The 19,253-nt window shown below is 64.4% G+C and carries 19 protein-coding genes; 9 read left to right on the top strand and 10 right to left on the bottom strand.

The annotated features are described in order from the left end of the window. Positions 1-204: 204 nt before the first annotated feature. From leuD to G6N82_RS04865, 3 genes are all read right to left on the bottom strand, one after another. Positions 205-825 carry a 3-isopropylmalate dehydratase small subunit gene (gene leuD / locus G6N82_RS04875; protein ID WP_165194284.1) on the bottom strand — a complete coding sequence of 207 codons (621 nt, stop codon included), beginning with the start codon at positions 823-825 and terminating at the stop codon, positions 205-207. Further along, positions 822-2,201, bottom strand: a complete 1,380-nt coding sequence (locus G6N82_RS04870) for a 3-isopropylmalate dehydratase large subunit (protein WP_165194282.1) — start codon at positions 2,199-2,201, stop codon at positions 822-824. The genes leuD and G6N82_RS04870 overlap by 4 nt, the downstream gene beginning before the upstream one ends. A gap of 173 nt (positions 2,202-2,374) precedes the next feature. Then, the gene (locus tag G6N82_RS04865) at positions 2,375-3,760 is read right to left on the bottom strand and encodes an alpha/beta fold hydrolase (protein WP_241255200.1); all 1,386 of its coding nucleotides are present in this window, start codon (positions 3,758-3,760) and stop codon (positions 2,375-2,377) included. A 90-nt stretch (positions 3,761-3,850) separates the two neighbouring features. Between G6N82_RS04865 and G6N82_RS04860 the strand changes: the two genes are divergently transcribed. From G6N82_RS04860 to G6N82_RS04820, 9 genes are read left to right on the top strand one after another with little or no spacing between them, the layout of a single operon-like run. Beyond that, positions 3,851-4,534 carry an isochorismatase family protein gene (locus G6N82_RS04860; protein ID WP_165194279.1) on the top strand — a complete coding sequence of 228 codons (684 nt, stop codon included), beginning with the start codon at positions 3,851-3,853 and terminating at the stop codon, positions 4,532-4,534. A 3-nt stretch (positions 4,535-4,537) separates the two neighbouring features. Further along, on the top strand, positions 4,538-5,416 hold the full coding sequence (locus G6N82_RS04855; RefSeq protein ID WP_165194276.1) for a polysaccharide deacetylase family protein: 879 nt from the start codon (positions 4,538-4,540) through the stop codon (positions 5,414-5,416). Further along, entirely contained in the window at positions 5,413-6,333 is a 921-nt protein-coding gene (locus G6N82_RS04850) for a polysaccharide deacetylase family protein (RefSeq protein WP_165194273.1), read from the top strand. Before G6N82_RS04855 ends, G6N82_RS04850 begins: the two co-directional genes overlap by 4 nt. Further along, complete coding sequence (locus G6N82_RS04845; protein ID WP_165194271.1) at positions 6,330-7,748, top strand: aldehyde dehydrogenase family protein; 1,419 nt, start codon at positions 6,330-6,332, stop codon at positions 7,746-7,748. The genes G6N82_RS04850 and G6N82_RS04845 overlap by 4 nt, the downstream gene beginning before the upstream one ends. Continuing rightward, entirely contained in the window at positions 7,748-8,206 is a 459-nt protein-coding gene (locus tag G6N82_RS04840) for a hypothetical protein (protein ID WP_241255199.1), read from the top strand. The genes G6N82_RS04845 and G6N82_RS04840 overlap by 1 nt, the downstream gene beginning before the upstream one ends. Beyond that, positions 8,203-8,712 carry a DUF1330 domain-containing protein gene (locus G6N82_RS04835; RefSeq protein WP_206520293.1) on the top strand — a complete coding sequence of 170 codons (510 nt, stop codon included), beginning with the start codon at positions 8,203-8,205 and terminating at the stop codon, positions 8,710-8,712. The genes G6N82_RS04840 and G6N82_RS04835 overlap by 4 nt, the downstream gene beginning before the upstream one ends. Continuing rightward, positions 8,709-9,896, top strand: coding sequence for a class I SAM-dependent methyltransferase (locus tag G6N82_RS04830; protein WP_165194266.1), 1,188 nt, complete (start codon positions 8,709-8,711; stop codon positions 9,894-9,896). Before G6N82_RS04835 ends, G6N82_RS04830 begins: the two co-directional genes overlap by 4 nt. Further along, positions 9,893-10,147, top strand: a complete 255-nt coding sequence (locus G6N82_RS04825) for a hypothetical protein (RefSeq protein ID WP_165194263.1) — start codon at positions 9,893-9,895, stop codon at positions 10,145-10,147. Before G6N82_RS04830 ends, G6N82_RS04825 begins: the two co-directional genes overlap by 4 nt. A gap of 4 nt (positions 10,148-10,151) precedes the next feature. Continuing rightward, a complete protein-coding gene (locus G6N82_RS04820) occupies positions 10,152-11,180 on the top strand; it encodes an NAD(P)-dependent alcohol dehydrogenase (RefSeq protein WP_165194260.1) in 1,029 nt (342 codons plus the stop codon). Between the two features lie 6 nt (positions 11,181-11,186). Here G6N82_RS04820 and G6N82_RS04815 read toward each other — a convergent pair whose 3' ends face one another. Genes G6N82_RS04815 through G6N82_RS14945 form a run of 7 tightly spaced genes read right to left on the bottom strand, consistent with a single transcriptional unit; the run spans position 11,187 to position 19,157 of the window. After that, positions 11,187-11,909, bottom strand: coding sequence for a DUF3108 domain-containing protein (locus tag G6N82_RS04815; RefSeq protein ID WP_165194258.1), 723 nt, complete (start codon positions 11,907-11,909; stop codon positions 11,187-11,189). Then, entirely contained in the window at positions 11,909-13,066 is a 1,158-nt protein-coding gene (locus tag G6N82_RS04810; RefSeq protein WP_165194255.1) for a nitrilase-related carbon-nitrogen hydrolase, read from the bottom strand. The genes G6N82_RS04815 and G6N82_RS04810 overlap by 1 nt, the downstream gene beginning before the upstream one ends. Further along, the gene (locus G6N82_RS04805) at positions 13,067-14,629 is read right to left on the bottom strand and encodes an FAD-binding oxidoreductase (RefSeq protein WP_165194252.1); all 1,563 of its coding nucleotides are present in this window, start codon (positions 14,627-14,629) and stop codon (positions 13,067-13,069) included. It lies immediately after the preceding gene. After that, a complete protein-coding gene (locus G6N82_RS04800; protein WP_241255198.1) occupies positions 14,629-15,930 on the bottom strand; it encodes an MFS transporter in 1,302 nt (433 codons plus the stop codon). Before G6N82_RS04800 ends, G6N82_RS04805 begins: the two co-directional genes overlap by 1 nt. Next, complete coding sequence (locus G6N82_RS04795) at positions 15,927-17,129, bottom strand: serine hydrolase (protein ID WP_165194246.1); 1,203 nt, start codon at positions 17,127-17,129, stop codon at positions 15,927-15,929. Before G6N82_RS04795 ends, G6N82_RS04800 begins: the two co-directional genes overlap by 4 nt. After that, on the bottom strand, positions 17,119-18,153 hold the full coding sequence (locus G6N82_RS04790) for a VOC family protein (RefSeq protein ID WP_165194243.1): 1,035 nt from the start codon (positions 18,151-18,153) through the stop codon (positions 17,119-17,121). The genes G6N82_RS04795 and G6N82_RS04790 overlap by 11 nt, the downstream gene beginning before the upstream one ends. Next, entirely contained in the window at positions 18,153-19,157 is a 1,005-nt protein-coding gene (locus tag G6N82_RS14945) for a TonB-dependent receptor (RefSeq protein WP_241255197.1), read from the bottom strand. The genes G6N82_RS04790 and G6N82_RS14945 overlap by 1 nt, the downstream gene beginning before the upstream one ends. Positions 19,158-19,253: the final 96 nt, after the last annotated feature.

Here is a 19,253-nt window from a genome sequence, read left to right as displayed (position 1 = left end):
TGGAACACTGATGCTGCGTGTTTGAAAAAAACGCTCATGGATGATTTCCGTTCATATTCATCGGGATAGAACGATTTCCACGCCCTGAAGTGTCACCTTTGCCCTTTGGCAGGCAGCCCGGTCCCGCGAACGAGCGGGAAGCGTGCCGGAGATGTAATCCTTTCCATGCAGCGATGTGTGCCGCAGGCCGGCCGAGTAGGAAAATCATTCGCGCGCTCCGTTTTTGCCGGACAGATAGATCCATGGGCGCATCGACCGGTCGGCCTTGAGCCAGCGGCCCATGGTGGATTTGATGTTTGCCAGCGTCAGGTCGATCGCGTCGAGCCCGTTGAGCAGCATCTCTTTCGCTTCGCGATCGATCTCGAAGCGCCAGCTGCGCTCGCCCGCGCTCACGGTCTGCGCCGCGAGGTCGATCCGGACCATTTCCCATGGCAATGAGCGGACCACCTCTTCGGGCAATTCGATCGGCAACAGCCCGTTGCGGATGCAATTGCCCTTGAAGATCGGGGCAAAGCTGGGGGCGATGATCGCTTCGATGCCGAATTCGGCCAGCGCCCACACAGCATGCTCGCGGCTTGAACCGCAGCCGAAATTCTTGCCCGCGAGCAGCAACCGCGTGCCGATCGCGTCGCGCTGGTTCAGCACGAAAGCCGGATTGCGCGTGCGCGTGGTCGCATCGGTATAGCGCCACGGGGCGAACAGCCCGTCCGCAAGGCCAGTGCGCCCGGTGCTGCGCATTTCGCGGCTGGGGATGATCGTATCGGTGTCGATATTGTCGCGCAGCAGCGGCACCGCCGGACTGGTGATGGTGGAGACAGGCTTCATGACGCTGCCTCCTCGCGTGCGAACTCGCGCGGATCGGCGATGGCCCCGGCGATGGCACTGGCGGCGACCGTTTCGGGCGAGGCGATATGGGTGCGGATGCCCGGCCCCTGGCGCCCTTCGAAATTGCGATTGGTGCTGGAAATCACGCGCGACCCTTCCGGAAAGCCTTCGCCCCCGGCATAGAAACATAGCGAACATCCGCTCATCCGCCATTCGAAACCGGCGGCTTCGAATATCTTGTCCAGCCCTTCCGCCTCGGCCTGGCGTTTCACCGCCATTGATCCGGGGACGACCAGCGCCTTTCTGATCGACGGCGCAATCTGGCGGCCGCGCAGGATGGCTGCGGCGCGGCGCAGGTCTGAAATGCGGCTGTTGGTGCAGCTGCCGATGAAGGCGGCGTCGATCGGCGTTCCGGCAAGCGCGCTGCCCGCCGCCAGTCCGATATATTCGTGCGCGCGTTCCGGCCCTTGCGGGACGATGCCATCGACCGGGATGGCTTGCTCCGGGCTGGTGCCCCAGCTCACCATCGGGGCGATCGAACCGGCATTGATCGCGATCTCGCGGTCGAACGTGGCTCCCTCGTCAGATGTGAGACTTTGCCAGTAGAGATCGTCGAAATCGTCCGGCGCATAGGGTCGCCCGGCGAGGTATTCGAATGTCTTGGTATCGGGCGCGATGATCCCGGCCATGGCGCTGAACTCGGTCGCCATGTTGCACAGCGTCATGCGCCCTTCCATGTCGAGCGCGCGCACAGCCTCGCCGGCGAATTCGACCACATGGCCCGCACCGCCGCCCGCGCCGTGGGTGGCGATCAGCGTCAGTGCCATGTCCTTGGGCGTAACGCCCTGTGCCAGCTGCCCGTCGAACGTCACCCGCATCGTCTTCGGCTTGGCCAGCCGCAGCGTGCCGGTGGCCATGGCATGTTCGGCCTCGGACGAGCCGATCCCCCAGGCCAGCGCGCCAAAGGCCCCTTGCGTGCAGGTGTGGCTGTCAGGCGCGACCAGTGTCACCCCGGGAAGGACAATCCCTTGCTCGGGGCTGATGACATGGACGATGCCCTGGTTCGGATCGTTGACATCGAACAGGGTGATCCCGGCCGCCCGGCAGGCAGCGCGGGTTTCGGTGATGAAGCCTTCGCCGCCCTGCATCAGTGTCCCGTCTCCGCGGCCCGGCCTGGTGTCGACGATATGGTCCATCACCGCGAAGACGCGCGCGGGATCAAGCACTTCCCGGCCCATTTCCGCCATGCGCTTCAAGGCGGCCGCGCCGGTACGTTCGTGCAGGAACACGCGGTCGATCGCGATCAGCGCGGCGCCTGCCGCCGTGTCGCCGACATGGTGGGCTTGCCAGATCTTGTCGAACAGCGTGTGCGGCATGGCATTGTCTCAGGCGGTGGCCTTCATCTCCTGTTCGACGCTGCGCCAGTCCCGGGTGACGAAACGTTCCTGGATCCGATCGTAAAGATGCGTGGGAACACCGGCCGTCTGACAAGACAACAATATGGAGCGATTATATTCGTCCAGCGGAACTTCTGTGGCCCTATCCTGCATCAAATCGACCTTCGATCAAATCGACGCCTTGCGACAAGTGTGTCGTGCCAGCGGCGTGCGGCGTCCCCTGCGCGGATGCGGGCGCGGGCGCGGCGGTGCAGCGCTTGCGGATCGAGCCGCGCAGGATCGAGCGGGATGGCGTTCGCGGCCCCTGCGGCATACCACGGTGCGAAGAAACATTCGGCGCGCGCCACGGCCCATGCGCGCTGGAGGTAATTGCCGAAGCGATCCGGCGTCATGTCGGGATATAGCCGGTCAGGATCGCCCGCAGGCGCTTCGGGCCAGGCGATGGCGCTTGCCCCCAGTGCCGCGGCAGCCGCTTCCACGGCGCCTTCAATGTCTTCGAAGTCGCTCGATTGTCCGTGCCCGGGTACGTCGATCGCGAGTTCGCCGGGGGCTTGTTCCACCATTTCCCCGGCGGGACTATGCAGCAGCAATGACCCGCCACGGGTTCCTTTCCAGTGGATCAGCCCGCCATCGAGCGCCAGCCAGCCCTCGTCCAAGTCTTCGGCCAGATCGGGGCAGGGGCCATCGCCGCCATGCGCCTGCAAGAAAGCCAGGCTCGTTGCGTGATGGTCCGCCGGTGTGCGCACTTTCTCGGCGCGCCAACCTTGCGGCATCGCGCCCAGCCGGTCGATATGGGCCTGCAACGGATCGCCGTCGAAAGCGCTGATCAGGCAGGGGGGCACTGTGGACTCTGGCGCAGGAATGTCGCGCGGTGCGCGCAGCACCGCGCCATATCCGGCCTGATAGGCGTTGCCCGCGTCGAGCATTTCCGACACCGCCTGCGCCACCCGCGCGATATCGGCATGGGCAACGCTGAGGCGCGCCTCTTCGCGCGTGTCGAACCAGGGGAACACCCAGCTCTGCTCAAGCATGCGGTGCCATAGCCAGGTCAGGTGCTCCCCATAAGCGGACGGATGCCATTCCGGCAGATAGCGCTCGCCGAAGATCCGCATCTCTTCTTCTGTCCAGATCGCATAGCCGCCCACCGCCAGGCAGCTGAAGCGCTGCGGCTGGCGCTTGATCGCGGTGACCAGGATGATCCCGCCCGAATGGAAGCCATAGGCGGCGCAGCGGGCAACACCCAGTGCGTCGAGGAATTCGCACAGGCCATCGGCAAAGTCGGCGATTTCGGGTTTCCCCGGTAATGCGTCAGACTGGCCGAAGCCGGGGGTGTCGGGCGCGATGCAGGTGAAATGCGCACCCCATTGGTGCATCAGTGCCTCATATTCGGCCGAGGAGCGCGGGCTTTGATGCACCATCAACAGCACCGGTCCGCTGCCGCATCGGCGATAGTGTACCTTGCGCGGCGGCGCGCCACTCGCACTGCGAACAGTCAGGACGTGACGGGTGATCATGCGCTTGATTTCCGCTTCGCTCATAACGGCAAAAGTTGTCCGGACAAATTTTGCTCGACAAGCCTCTACGCGGGTTTATTGTCCGATGTCAAAGTGGAATCGAAGAGGAGCATCATGGCTGATCCGATCGGCACGAAGATGGTTGAAGACGGCAAGACGGCGCGCCAGATCTTCGAAGAGGTGATGGCCAATCCCGCACGCAAGAAATTCGGCTTTGGCGAAAAGCTGGCGATCGTGAATGTCGATGTGCAGCAGGCCTATACGCGGCTCGACATGTTCAAGACCGCCTATGAAACCGATCCGCGCCAGATCGAATATATCAATACGATCAGCCGCCTGGCGCGCAAGCGCGGCATGCCGGTGATCTGGAGCCGCGTCGCTTACAAGGCGGATGCGGGCGATGCCGGCGTGTGGGGTACGCGCACCGATACCGAGGATTCGCTGCAGAACATCAAGTATGACAGCGAGCGCCACCAGTTCGACCCCCGCTGCGAGATCGGCGCCGATGACCTGCAGTATACCAAGCGCATGCCCAGCGCCTTTTTCGAAACGCCACTGGCCAGCTATCTCACCTGGCACAAGGTGGATACGGTGGTGGTGGCCGGCGGTTCGACCAGCGGCTGCGTTCGCGCCACGGCGGTCGATGCGCTGAGCCACGGCTATCGCACGATCGTGCCGATCGAGACCTGCGCGGACAAGCACGAAAGCTATCACTTCGCCAACCTGACTGACCTGCAGCTCAAATACGCCGATGTCGAACCGGTGCAGGCGGTGATCGATTGGCTGGAGGCACGCTGAACCATGCAGGAGGGCGCGCCCGATCCGGGGCTTTACGATTACGATCCCTACAGCGACCGCAAGAAGATCGTCTGGCCGGAAGGCAAGACCTGTGCGGTATGGGTCGCGCCCAATCTCGAATATTACGAGATCGACCCCCCGCTCAATCCGCAGCGCAAGCCGTGGGGACGGCCGCATCCCGATGTCGTCGGCTATTCCTATCGCGACCATTCCAACCGCGTAAGCCACTGGCGCATGGCAGATGTAATGGATCGCCACGGCTTTCCGGGCAGCGTCAGCCTGTCAGTGGCATTATGCGACCATCATCCTGAGGTTGTCGCGGATGGCGTCGCGCGCGGATGGGAGTTCTTCAGTCACGGCATCTACAACACGCGCTATTCCTACGGCATGTCCGAAGAGCAGGAGCGGGCAATCATCGAGGACTCGCTCGAGACGGTCGAGAAAGCGACCGGGCAGCGCATTCGCGGCTGGCTGGCCCCGGCGCTGACGCATACGCCGCGTACGCTGGACCTTATCGCCGAATACGGGCTCGATTACACCTGCGACCTCTATCACGATGACCAGGTGCAGCAGGTGAAGACCAAGACCGGAAATCTCGCCTCGATCCCCTACAGCCTTGAGGTCAACGACCATTACGGCTTCAACGTCTACGGCATGGCCGGGCGCGAATATGCCGATAGCCTGATCAAGCAGTTTGAGCGGCTCGCGAGTGAAGGCGACCAATCGGGTACGGTGATGTGCATTCCGCTGCATGCCTATCTGATCGGCCAGCCGCACCGCATCGGCCCGTTCGAGGAAGCGCTGCGCCATATTGCTGCCGATCCGCGTTGCTGGAAAGCCCGCGCGGGAGAGATCATCGACAGCTGGAGGGCGCAGCAATGAGCCTTCCCGACGAATACACGCAGTATCCCCGGCGCGGGGAAGGCTATGACCACGATTTCTACACCTGGTCCAATATCCACACGCGCCCGCCGGTGCGCTGGCCGGGGGACAGATCGGTCGCCGTATTCCTGACCATCAATCTGGAATATTTCCCGATCACGCCCACTGACCAGCCGTTTCGCGCACCGGGCCACATGGTCACGCCCTATCCCGATTATCGCCATTACACAGTGCGCGACTATGGCAACCGGGTGGCCGTGTTCCGCATCCTCGAAGCGCTGGACAAGGCCGGGGTTACGGCCAGCTTTGCGATCAATGCCGCCGTGGCAGAACGCTATGGCGCGCTGATCGACGCGGTAAAGGCGGGCGGGCACGAGATCGTCGCGCATTCCACCGATATGAATGGCACCATCGCGTCTTCGATGAGCGAGGAAGACGAACGCGCGCTGATCGCTGACGCGCAGGCGCGGCTGGAAGCGGCCACTGGCACGAAGGCCAGGGGGTGGCATTCGATCGCACGCTCGCAAAGCTGGCGTACGCTCGACCTGCTGAAAGAGCACGGGCTGACGTGGTGCGCCGATTGGGTCAATGACGAGCTGCCCTATCGCTTTGCCAACGGGATGATCGCCATGCCATCGAGCGTTGACCTGTCGGACCAGCAGATCGTCGCGGTCCAGCAGCATTCGGCCGAGGCCTGGGCGCAAATGATGCGCGATGCCTTTGACTGGCTGGCGGATGAGGCGGCGGCACAGTCCTCCGCTCGTGTCTTGCCCATTCAGCTGACCCCATACATCATGGGGCAACCGTTCCGCATTGCTGCGCTGGAGGATCTCCTTGACGATCTGGCCGGGCGCGAAGAGGCATGGTTCGCTTCCGGTAGCGCGATAGCTTCGGCATGGGAGGAGCAGCAGGCATGAAGGCGCGCAATCCACGCACCGGTGAAGAGGATTATGAATTCGCGGCGAACTCGCGCGAAGAAATTGCCGCCGCCGCAGCCCGCCTGCGCGCGGCGCAACCGGCGTGGGAAGCGCTCGGCCCCGAAGGTCGGGCCGCGGTGTTGCTGCGCTTTGCCGATGCCATCGATGCCGCCGCGCCGCAGATCGCAGCCGCGCTCACTATCGACACCGGGCGCGGGACGGTGTCGTGGATCGAAGTTCAGGGCTGCGCGGCCAATATCCGCCGCTGGGCCGCAAGGGGCCCGCAGTTGTTCGCCGGGCTGGAGCGCGGGCCGAAGCCTTCAGCCACGCCCGGTATCGAAATCGCCATCGATTACAGCGCGTTCCCGCTGTTCGGCGCAATCTGCCCGTGGAACTTCCCGGTAATCCTGAGCCATATCGACGCGGTCCCGGCGCTGATGGCCGGCTGCGCGGCGCTGGTGAAACCTTCCGAAGTCACCCCGCGGTTCGTCGAGCCGATGCGCGCGGTGCTGGCGCAGGTGCCCGAATTGCCGCTGGCCTATGTCATGGGCGGGCCTGAGGTCGGCCAGGCGCTGATCGAGGAAGTCGATTATGTCTGCTTCACCGGCTCGACCTCTACCGGTCGCAAAGTGGCGGAGGCAGCGGCGCGCCAGCTGATCCCGGCCAATCTTGAGCTGGGCGGTAAGGATCCGATGATCGTGCTGGAAAGCGCCGATCCGCACTGGGCGGCGCAGGTGGCGCTGCGCTCCAGCGTGGTCGCGACCGGGCAGGCGTGCCAGTCGATCGAGCGGATCTATGTTGCGCGCGGTATTGCCGAGCCGTTCCTGGCCACACTGGTCGAAGCGGCGCAGGCGGTGCAGGTGACCTGGCCCGATCCCGCGCAGGGCCACCTCGGCCCGTTCATCTTCCCGGCACAGGCGGACAAGGTGCAGGCGCAGATCGACGACGCCGTGGCGAAAGGCGCGCGTGTGTTGACAGGGGGGCAGGTCGAGACGCTCGGCGGCGGCAAATACCTGCGCCCGACCGTGCTCGCCGATGTCACGCGGGATATGGCCGTCATGCGCGAGGAAACTTTCGGCCCGGTGATCCCGGTGACGATTTATGACGATCTCGATGATGCCATCGAACAGGCGAATGATACCGAATACGGCTTGTCCGCAGCGGTACTCGCTGGTTCGCTGGAGGAAGCGGCGAGCATCGCCACCCGGCTCGATGCGGGCGCGATTTCGCTGCAGGACGGGGCGCTTACCAGCATGGTCGGTGACGCCACCAACCAGTCGCGCAAGGGCTCGGGGCTAGGCCCCAGCCGCATGGGCGACAGCGGGATGCTGCGCTTCCTGCGCGAACAGGCGCACATCCGCCAGACGGGCCAGCCACTGCCGCTCGACGCCTATGCCGAACGGAGCGTTGGCTGATGGGCAACCGGGCCGAACTCGCCGCCGTGATGCCCGCCATGCTGCTGCACGAAGGCTGGTGGGACGGCTGGTATCGCCATTTCGAGGCAGACGGGACACCGATTGACGCGCACAGGGTGAAGACCCACTGCGAATTCCCCGATGACGGCCCCTGGCACTATATCCAGCACAATTGGCTCAGCTGGGATGACGGGCGCGAGGCGACCTATGAATTCGGCGGCCGGCTGAAAGGCGAGCGGCTGCTCTGGGCAACCGACCGCTTCAGCGGCTATGGCTGGCAGACCGGCGAGAACACGCTGATGCTGAAGCTTGACCGGCTCGATGTTCCCGGCGCGTACTACATCGAGATGATCAACATCGCGCCCGACGGGCAGAGCCGCGCACGGACCTGGCAATGGTTCAAGGACGGGCGCCCATGGAAGCGCACGCTGTGCGACGAATGGAAGATCGAGCCATGATCGCCTTTGCCATGCCACTGTTGCTTCAGGCGCTGCCCGCGGCAGAGGCACTGCCCCCGCCGCAATCCACCTGCGATGCGCCGGTCTACATGGTCGTCGAAGGGCGCACGCTCGATCGCGCGCGGTTGCTCGCCTATGGCAAGGCGATTGCCGACAGCGAGGTCTACCAGAAGCTCGGCGGCTATTACGTTACCATGCCGCAACCGCTCGAAGTGTTCGAAGGCGACCTGCCGCAGGGGTACGTCAATCTGACCGTGCGCTTCCCCTGTATCGAGAATGCGCGCGCCTTCTGGAACAGCAAGGTCTATCAGGAGCAGATCCTGCCCATTCGCCAGAACCCGAGCGCGGGTGACTATACGGTTAGCATTTATGCCGAGGCGCCGCTGCGCGAGGATATGGTAGGGCGGGTTGGCGACGCCCGCTTCATCGCCGATTTCGCCGATCACGGCGTTCCCCAGGTGGAACGGCCAGTGGTCGGCCCGGCAGCACAAGGAGAGCAACCATGACGGTCGAACTCAAGCATCCGATGAAGGCGCAATCGACGCCCGACGAAGTAGCGCGCGGGCGCTTTGTTTCGGGCATGCGCAGCCTGATCCTCAACGACCTCGCGGCGGATATGAAGTCCGCCTATGAGCGCCGCGCCGCCCCGGCCTTTCGCAAGGAGCATGGGCGCGATCCGGAGTCCAGCCGCGAGGCGCATCAGGCGCTGCGCGGCGACCCTGCGTTCAACATCTATTCGGCGATGCGGGTGCAGGCGCAGAAGATGGTGTGGGCGAGCGTGGCCGACAGCGTCGAGCGCGAGGCGGAGCGGCTTGCCGCAGAAGCGGCAAAGGTCGCCGATGCGCCGGGCGGGCTGGAGCTCGATCCCGCGCTCGACGTGCCGCGCAACGTCCATGCGATCGACGTGCACCTGATGCCGGGCAGCTACACCCGCGGGGCGGACAGCCTTGAAGCGGGTGCCGTCTATGACCGCGGGCTTGCGGTGTTCTCGATGGGGCTGATGGGCGCCAATCTCGACGACATCGGCCTCTCGATGAGCCAGTATATCCGGCAGCGCTTTCCCGATTTCGCGCCGCAGCGGATTCTCGACCTCGGGTGCACGATTGGCCACAATACCTTGCCGTGGAAGCAGGCTTACCCCGCCGCAGAGGTGATCGCGATCGATGCTGCACCGGGGCCGCTGGCTTATGGTTCAGCGCGGGCGAAGATGCAGGGGCAGGAAGTACAATTCCGCCAGATGTGTGCCGACGATCTCGCCTTCGAAGATGGCAGCTTCGATGTCGTATGGTCCAGCATGTTCCTGCACGAATTGTCGAAGAAGCAGCGCGCGAAGGTGTTCGAGGAAGCATTTCGCGTGCTGAAGCCCGGCGGCTTGATGCTGCATATGGAACTGCCGCCCAACGAACAGATGGGCGCGTTCGACGGCTTCTATCTCGACTGGGACAGCTACTACAACAACGAGCCGTACTACAAAGGCTATCGCGATGAAGTGCCGCGCGAGCTGTGCGCCCGCGCGGGGTTCGGTGAGGCCGACTATTTCGATTTCGTGGTTCCTTCGATCGGGATTTATGGCGAAGCGGCGGTGGCCGATGCCGCGCATGGCGACCGCGCCGAAGCAGTGGGCCAGCAGACCACCGGGCGGCTTGCTGAAGGGGTCATGTGGTACGGTTTCGGAGCGTTCAAGCGATGAGCGAGGAAGCACCCCTCAGGCCCGAGGACGCGCCGCCCAGCCTCTATGACGACCAGGGCAATCCGCGCTTTTTCAGCGATCCGGGGATGGACCGCTTCGTGGCAGTGGTGATGAACCTGGCCCAGGAAGTGTGGGTGCAGGAAGAACGGCTGCTGGCGCTCGAAGAAGCGAAAAGCGGTTCACACGTGGACCGTGAGGCGAAAGTGAAGGAATTCATCGACCGGGTGTTCGCCCCGATCAGGGAGGCATAAGGCGATGAAAGCGTGGGAAATCGGGCCGAGAGGTGGAATCGAAAGCTTGCGCCAGTCCGAGCGGGCTGATCCGGTTGCGGGGCGGGGCGAGCTGCTGGTGCGCGTGACTGCAGCCGGGCTCAACTACCGCGATCTGATGGTGCTGCGCGGGCAATACGGCAGCGACCTGCCCGAAGCGCGCATCCCGCTGTCCGACGGAGTCGGCGTGGTCGAGGCCTTGGACGAGGGCGTGACCGGCCTTGCGCCGGGTGACCGGGTGATTGCGCCGCATTTCCTGGCCTGGCTTGAGGATGAGGCTTACGGGTTCCACATATTCGGAGCCGACATGGGTGTCACCGCCGATGGCTGGCTTGCGGAAAAGCTGGTGCTGCCAGCCAGTGCTACGATCAAGCTGCCCGATGCGGTGTCTGACCAGACTGCTGCGACGCTGGCTGTGGTGGGCGGCACGGTGTGGCATGCGATGGTCGCCTTCGGCGGGGCTGGTCCGGGCAGGCTGGTGCTGGCGCAGGGCACCGGCGGCGTTTCGATCTTCGCACTGCAGCTGGCAAAGGCGCTGGGGGCGCAGTTCGCCATCACCTCCTCCAGCGATGACAAGCTTGATAAAGCCCGCGCGATGGGCGCGGACTACGCGATCAACTATCGCGACCGGCCCGATTGGGCGGCGGCGCTGCTGGAAGCGACCGGCGGGCGCGGTGCGGACGTGGTGGTCGATACGTTGGGCTTCCCGGCACTGGGGGAAACAGTGCGCGCGACGGGCGTAAGCGGGCGGATCGGCACGCTGGGCGCGCTGTCAGGCAGTCCGCAGGATAGCGCCAGCGCGAGCCAGGGCGAGATCATCGGCAAGAACATCACGATCAAGGGGATCGCCAGCGGCAGCAAGGCCATGCTGGCCAAAGCGATTGATGTGATTGCGCGAAACGGCATCGAGATGCAGGTCGATCGCGAGTTCGGCTTTGCCGATGCGCCCGCCGCCTATCGCCACTTGGACAGCGGGGCGCATATGGGCAAGGTGCTGGTGCGGGTGGCGGATTAGGCCAGACTAACGCTCCAGCTCGACCAGTTCGTAGCGGTTCATCATATAGCCGTCGATCGAGCCGTAGACGAGCACGCTGTCATCGTCGGCGGTGACCCACATGTCGAAATCGGGATGCCGCGTCCCGCCCATGCCTTCGTCGCTGTCATCGACATAGCGGTAATGGCGGCAGCGGAAGGTTCCCGCCTCGACCGTCTTCTCCTCTTCGCCGACATATTCCATCACCATCTCGACTTCGGCGATCTGCGGCGGGGTGGCGCCGCGGTGATCGGGCGAGGGCAGGAAAAAGCGCAGCTTGCGGCGGTGCGGCCCCTGGCTGACATCCATCAGCCGCGTCGTGAAGCCGTCGCCGACCACCGGATGCGTGCCGAATGCATCGAAGGTTCCCGCCTCGCGGCTTTCCGAATTGCGTCCAATCGACGGCCCAAAGCTTTCGCAGGTGATTTCGCCCGCTGCCTGGTCATAACGCATCCAGCCCGAGCCAAGAAATTCGTCGCCCAGCGTCAGCTGCACCAGCAGGTTGTGCGGTTTCCGATCGGGCCCGATGTGGCAGACGATATCGCGCAGCACGGTGGGGTCCGGCTCCTCGATCTCGCACCGCGCACGCATGATGACCGAGCCATCGCCGTGGTGCGTGAAGGTAAACCATTCGCGCCCGCGTTCCTGCCCTTCCATGCCGGGCTTCATCGAACTGTAGCGGATCTTTCCCGAAACGGTGCGGTGCTGCATCAGATCACTCCCGATTTATCGAGCCGCGCGATCACTTCTTCTTGCGCGCGGCGGAAATAGTCGCGGTCGGGGATGGCGGGCTTGCCGCCCTGCATCATCCCGTCAGGCCCGCGGAAAGGTTCGGCCGCGGCGGCATAGGCCTCGGCAAACAGCGCCGGGCGCTGGCGCGCCAGGTAATTGGTCATGGCCGGAGTGCGGCGCCCCTCGCGCAAGGCTCCAAGGTCGATCGGCGCAAAGGCGGTGAACGTTTCGCCATCGCCCGATTGCGCGATGACCCGGCCCTTCCAGTCGACCACCTGGCTGTTGCCCTCGGCGCTTGAGAGCGGCATCGCCGTGCCTGAGATACCCGCGGTGTTGGCCGAAACAACATAGGCGAGGTTCTCGAAGGCGCGGGCCTGCTTCGCGACATCCTTGTTGGTGGCGAGCGGCGAGCCGATCTCGCTCGAGGAATGGCAGAACACTTCGGCCCCGCGCAGCGCAGGCGCGCGGGCGATCTCCGGATAGAGGATTTCCTCGCTGGCGATGCAGGCAAGATTGCCGATTTCGGTCCGCGCGACCGGGAACACGCCCTCCAGCCCGTATTTGTCGAGATAGGCCTCCCACACGTCGTGCGGGCTGGGCGCGAACATTGACAGCAGCCGGCGATAGCGCAGCACCACTTCGCCATTGGGCGCGACGACGAAGCTGGTCTGGAAATAGAAATCGGGAAAGGCTTCGTCGGTCTCATAGGCATTGCCAGCCAGGAACATCCCCAACCGCTCTGCCACTGCGCCCAGCGCCTCGTATTCGGCGCCGCCAGCAGCCCAGCCGACCCGCGCGGCAAAGTCGGGAATGGAAATGCGCCCCGGATAGGATGTGAAGAGATATTCGGGCAGCACCACCAGCTTCACCGGCTTGCCCGAATATTGCGCCACGAAGATCGCGCTGGTGCGGATCTGGCCTTCGATCGCGGCGATATGTTCGAGCATCGCGGCGCGCGCAGCGGCGGCATCGGGCAGCGCTTCGAGCGAGCGCGCAGTCAGCTGCATCGCCATTGCGGTGTAGGTTTTTGCGTCGGTCACGTTCTCTCCTTCGGTTGCCGACAGCGGCACATGCGCGGCGATGGCGGAGCAAATTCCGGCGGCGATGGCGCGCCTGCGGTCAAGCTCCAGCGCCATCTATAGCCCGAGCGAACCCGGATTCATCAGTCCGTTCGGATCGACCTGCCGCTTGAGCGCTTCGAGCATGGCCCAGGCAGCCGGATCGTGGCTTTGCTTGAGTGGATAGGCGCGCGCAATCTGCAAATGGATCGCGCCGAGTTCGCGGAAGATCGCGATCACCTGCTCGCGCAGTTCCATCACCAGCGCATTCGCTTCGGGGTTGTCGGGCGCGGACGAAAGCTTGGCCATGTGGTCGGGCTCGATCGCTTGATTGTGCAGCGGATTGTGCTCGCCCGGCCAGAAGAACACCGGTTCGATCAGGCAGCTGGTGCGCCCGGTCGCGGCAATCAGCGCGCCGGTTTCGACCTGCAGCCGCGCCATCGCTTCGGCATTGTCAGTCCACAGCGCCTGCAACCGCTCCCACGCCTCGACCAGCTTGGAATGCGGCAGGAAGCCATGCACCGGCACCCAGCGCTCGCCATCGGGGCCGAGCATCGAATTGGGCGGCGGGAAGGGATTGGCGCGCAGGATCTTGGGGATCGAATTTTCGACCACCTCGCCGCCATGCTCGCGCACGATCGCTTCGATCGCCCGCATATCGGCATCAACCGCGCCCTGGTGCCGCCCTTCGGCGATGCAATGCAGGCTGAAGGGCACATCGTCGAGGAACGAGCGGCCCGCCAGCGCAACCTTGGCGCCTTCCTTAAGCGCCTTGAACATGCCGCCCGACTTTGCCTGTGCCTTCATCATGTTGCCCAGCTGCTTGGCGTCCTTCAGCAGCGTGTCACGCTTCATCCGCTGGCTTTGCAGGAAGGGATCGAAGGCGAAGCTTTCAGCGGCGAGTTCGGCCCGCGCGATTTCGCTCATCGCGCCGAGCAGCGCATCATGGTTGGCGAAGCTGAACGAGCCATAGGCGAATGCGGTCGCTTCAAGAACCAGCTTCAGCGTTACCCGCGCCTTGACGCCGAAGGCGCCGCAGTCGGCGGCGAACAGCCCGGTGAGGTCTGGGCCGAAGGGGCGGAAGAAATCCGATCCCGTGGAGACGATCGTGCCATCGGCCAGCACCACATCGAAGCTGATCGCGCTGTCGACCGCGCTGCCGTTGCGTGCGCCCCAGAACAGACCGTTCTGGCTCATCCCGCCGCCAATCGCGGCTCGTATGCCGGACAGCGTGCCCCAGGCGAGAGCACGCAGCCCGCGCGGCTTGAGCGTGCGATAGAGCTTGTCCCAGCTGCAACCCGCCTCGACCGTGACAGTCATGTCGCTCTCGTTGATGTCGAGGATTTCGTCGAGCGCAGCGGTGTCTACCAGCAGGAACGGTCCGCCATCGTAAAGATAGCCGCCGGTGTAGCTCATCCCGCCGCCGCGCGGCACCACCGCAACCCCGGCCTTGGTCGCGGCACCGACACCCGCGGCCAGTTCTTCCACGCTCGCCGGGCGGAACACTGCGAGCGGGGCATTGCCGCGCGACAAGACGTCATGGCTGTAAAGCGACAGAGTGTCCGGATCGGTCAGCAGCGATTTCGCCGCAACCTTGGCGGCGATCGGGGCGAGCGGGTTTTCTGCAGCAAGCGTGGCCATCAGGCAGGCTCCATCCGGGCGAGAGCGGGATCGGCTTCAGCTTCGGGAAACTGAGTGGGATATCGCCCTAGAAAAAGCAGCAAGGCGCCGCCTGCGATGAACATGCCGATGGAAACCATCAGCATCGGATCATAGCTGCTGGTGCGGTCGAACACCTGCGCGTAGATGACCGGCGAAGCGGCGGAGAACAGCCCGAACGGCATATAAAGCATGCCATAGATCTTGCCGTAATTGGCCATGCCGAAATAGCGCCCCGTCAGGTATGCGATGAGGTCGCTTTCCGCCCCGGCGGCGAAGCCGAGCAGGAACCCGGCCATTGCGGCAAGCGGGAAAGTGATGCTGTCGCCCAGCAGCAGCCAGGCCGATATGGCCGGCAGGCACAGCAGCGGGAAGGCGACGAAGCCCTGCCAGAAACGGTCGAGCAGGGCACCGGTGATCAGTCGTCCTGCGAAAATGCCGAGGCCCAGGATACCCATTACGGTGGCGGCAGTCTGCGCCTCCACGCCGCGCAGGCGCAGCATGGTGGGCATGTTGATGAAGGCGCCGCCGAATGCCGCCGCGATCAGTCCGATCGACAGCCAGATCAACCAGAAGCGATAATCCTTCAGTGCGGTGGCAAGCGTTACACCGGTCAGTCTGCCGCTGGCGCTCTCGATCGCCTTCGGACGCTCGTCCGGGCGGGGCTCGCGAAACAGGAAGAAAGCGATGACGAGCGCAACCGCAGGAAACAGCGCCACTGCCGCAAACATCGCCCGCCAGCCCTGCGTCTGGATCACCCAGACCGCGAATTTCGGGATAATGATCGCGGCAAGGCTGGTCCCCATCAGCAGGATGCCCAGCGCCAGCCCGCGATGCTTGAAGAACCACAGATTGATCGCGCGGCTCCACGTTACCGGCGTCGATCCGATCCCGACCAGGCCGAGCGCCACCCAGAAGCCATAGTAGATGTAGAGCGTGGACGGCTCGTTCGCGGTCGGCGTCAGCGAGATCGCCGCGAAAGCGAGACCAAAGGCAAACAGCGACCAAAGCGCGACCGGGCGCACGCCGAACCTGTCGGCCATCCAGCCGAAAACGGGCGCCAGGACGCTCGCGATCACCCCGAACAGGGTGATCGGCAGAAGCACTTGGGTTTGGCTCCAGCCGAACTCCGCCTGGAGCGGTTCGGCGGTAAAGCCGATGACGTTATAGGGGATCGGCGACGCGCCGCACATGACGCCGAGCACGCCTGCAAGCAGGACGGTCCAGCCCTTCGAGAACTCGCCGCGGTCACTTGCGGCTGGCTGGGCTGTGTCTGCGGTCACTCGGCATCTCCTCGTTCGGCGGTGCCCCGCCATATCACATTGGGCAGCAATGCGTCGTCCCATGCCGCGGGCCATTGCCGCGCCGCACGCACGATAACTAACTGTTTGTCGGGCATGACATAGACCCGCTGCCCGCCGTGGCCGTGGAATATCACCACTTGCGGCGCGGCGAAGCCTTCGCTCTGCCATGGCACCAGCGGCACGCCGGGCGGGCGCTCGCCGCCAATCGTATGATTGCCGACCCACACCTGGTAGCCATAGCCGGGATAGCCGGGGGAGGGCTGGAGCATCTCCTCAAGCCAGGCTTCGGGCACGATTTGCTTGCCCTGATAGCGCCCACCGCTGACGAAAAGCTCGCCGATCCGCAGCCAGTCGACCGGCCGCGAGAGGATGCAGCAGCTGGTCAGCACCAGCCCGCCTTCACGGTCGAGCGGCATCGCTGCATCTCTCAGCCCGAGCGGCTTCCACAGCCATTCGGACAGCAGGCTTTCGTAGTCACGCCGGGTCGCGCGCTCGAGCGCAAGCCCGATCAGCTGGTTGACCTGGTTGTTGTAGTCGAATTTCTGGCCCGGTTCGCCGACCGGCTTCAGTGACAGCAGCAGGCGGGTGAAGTCGCTGCCCAGCGAATGCCGCACGATCGGGTTCTCGGGGCTGACCTTGTAACCGAAACCGGCATCGCCCTGCTCGAGACCTGATGACATCCACAGCATCTGGCGCAGCGTGATCTGGCCGCGCGGTTCGCCTTTCCATTCGGTGATGTAGCGTTCCAGCGGATCGTCGACCGAGCGGATGTGTCTTTTATCAATCGCAATCCCGACGAGCATCGCCAGCACTGTCTTGCTCATGCTTTGCGGGTTGAAGCGCGTGTCGCGTCCCGAACCCTGCCAATAGCGTTCGAACACCAGCTGGCCGTTCCGGGCCACAAGCAAGGCGGTGGAGTTCTGATCTTCGGCCCAGCTGGCAGCGGCTTCGAGCGCGGTCGGCGCGATACCGGAATCTGCGACCGGGGTTGTGGCCGCGGGGGTTTCCGCGCCCTTCACTTGCGCCACCGGATCGTACCAGTCGGTGGGGATGGTCAGCGGCTCGTATCCGCCCGCCAGCATACTCTGCCAGCGCCGATCGAAGCCGGGATCCTCCTGCGCCAAAAGCGGCGCAGCGACCAGTGCAGCGATGGTTGCAGCAAGCAGCTTACGGCGCACTGTAGAACTCCGTCAGATTGCCATCCGGATCGCGCACGGCGATGATGTCGACTTTGCCGAGCCCGCCGATCGGCACCTGGTCGTGCTGGTAGGCCGGAGTGACGCCCTGCGCCGCCAGGAAGCCGTAATAGCCGCCCAGATCGCGCACTGGGTAGCGCACCGATATGATGCCGAGATTGGGCGGAGAAGCACTGGCTGACAGATCGCGCCCTTCGAAGCCTTCGAACGCCATCAGTTCCATCCGCCCGGTTTCGCCCGGCAGGTCTGGCTGTACCACTGCCGCCCGGCGCACCAGCGTGGTGGCGAGATTGGCAGGGACGGAGAAATTGTTCGAACGCGGTTCGGGATCGGTGAAAGGCGCATCGAACAGCACCTTGAGGCCCAGCCGGTCGCGATACCAGGCCAGGCTGGCGGGCTGGTCCTGCACCATGCGCATGGTGTTGAACGCCTGGCTCAGCCGTCCGACCGGGAAACCGGTGAAGGGCGGGGCCTTGCGCTGGTAGAGCGCGTAGTTCACGCCGTGCGGGCCGCGCACCACCACATTGACGAGATCGGATCCGCCGAAGCTGAAGGCGTAGGGTTCACTTTCCGCCCACCATCCGCGCGCGATGGCGGCATCGAATAGCGCCTGGGTATCCTCGCTGCGCAGCATGATCGAGAAGATTCCGCCAGTGTCCCACGGGCGCGCGGCCAAGCGGATCGGGCGCTGGCGTTCCGCGCCGTCGAATTTGACGAAGCGGATGCAGCCGGTGTCGGCCGCCGGCGCGCAGATCTTGCGGAAGGTGGCGGTGATTGTGTCCGGGAGTCGCCAGTAATCGAGTTCGGCCCGGGCAAGGTCGCCTTCGGCAACTATGCGCCAGCCGCCATCTGCCACCAGCCATGATGAACTGGCGTCAAGGTCGGTCACACTGACAACAGCTTCGGTCCAGGGCTGCACCCCAAATGCAGCCGCATCGGGCTGCTGGGCCAGCGTAGGCGCCGCCGCGGCTAGGGAGAGAAGTATCGCCGCGGCGGCAGTTCGCATCAGAAGTCGTACTTGGCCCGCAGCATCCAGGTGCGCGGCGCATTGAGGTAGCTGTAATTGGCCAGTGCGGATTCCACCGCCTCCTCTCCGAAGCAGTTCTTGCACTCGGCCACCAGCGACCAGCCATTGACATGGCTCAGCGTCAGCGAGGCGTTGACGATCCAGCGCGCCGGACTGAACGATCCGCTGGCCGGATCGATACGGTTGCCGATCCCCTGGATGTTGGCCGGATAGACGATGTTCGTGACAGGGCCGGTGACGTCGCCGTCATACAGCGTCACCTGGCTGGTGCCGACTTCGCTGTCGCTGCGCCAGTTGGCGTTGATTGCGGGAATGAGCGAGAAATCGCCCATTTCGGCTTCGTAGCTGCCACCCAGTGCGATCGTCCAGTCGGGCGTACGCACCGGCTCTGCGATCGAACCGTCGGGCGTCACGATGCCGGTGCCGCAATTGGGCGCGGTGTCGAACCGGCGCGGATCGGTGGCGCCGGTCGGCCCGCCAGGAATGCGGCCCGCGGCCAGTTCCGCAAGGCAGGCTGCCTGCTGTGCGGCAACCGACTGCACCCCGAACAAGTCGCGCGCCGGAGCATTGCGATCGATGATGTACTTGTCATCCTGGTAGCCAAGCGAGGCGAACAGGTTGAGCCCGTCAACCGGCGCGGTCTGGAATTCCACTTCCACGCCCTTGTTGCGATAGTCGGCGAAGTTGCGGGTGATGAAGGCCAGCGATCCGTCGGGGTTAGTGAAAGCGGACGGGGTCTGGAGATCCTGCACGTCGAGCCAGAACCCTGTGACATTGAGCCGCACGAGGTTGTCGAACAGCGTGGTCTTGGCGCCGACTTCGTAACTCCAGGCGATTTCGGGATCGAACGGCAGCAATTGTCGTCCCGCTGTGCCGCGTGCGTTCCAGCCGCCTGACTTGAACCCGCGGGTGGCTGAGGCGAACAGCAGGATGTCGTCCGCCGCTTCGTAGTTTATCGCAAAACGCGGGGTCCACAGGCCCACGCTTTGCTTGCGCGGGAATGTTCACCCGCTGCGGAACCAGCGGCACGTCGACGAAAAGGTTGCTGTTGTCGAGGCAGCCGGCTTCAATCGTGCCGT

Source organism: Altererythrobacter sp. BO-6, from assembly GCF_011047315.1.
In the GTDB taxonomy this organism is placed as follows: domain Bacteria; phylum Pseudomonadota; class Alphaproteobacteria; order Sphingomonadales; family Sphingomonadaceae; genus Erythrobacter.
Note: the sequence above shows the minus strand (reverse complement) of the source record. Positions and strands in the feature narration are given on the sequence as shown.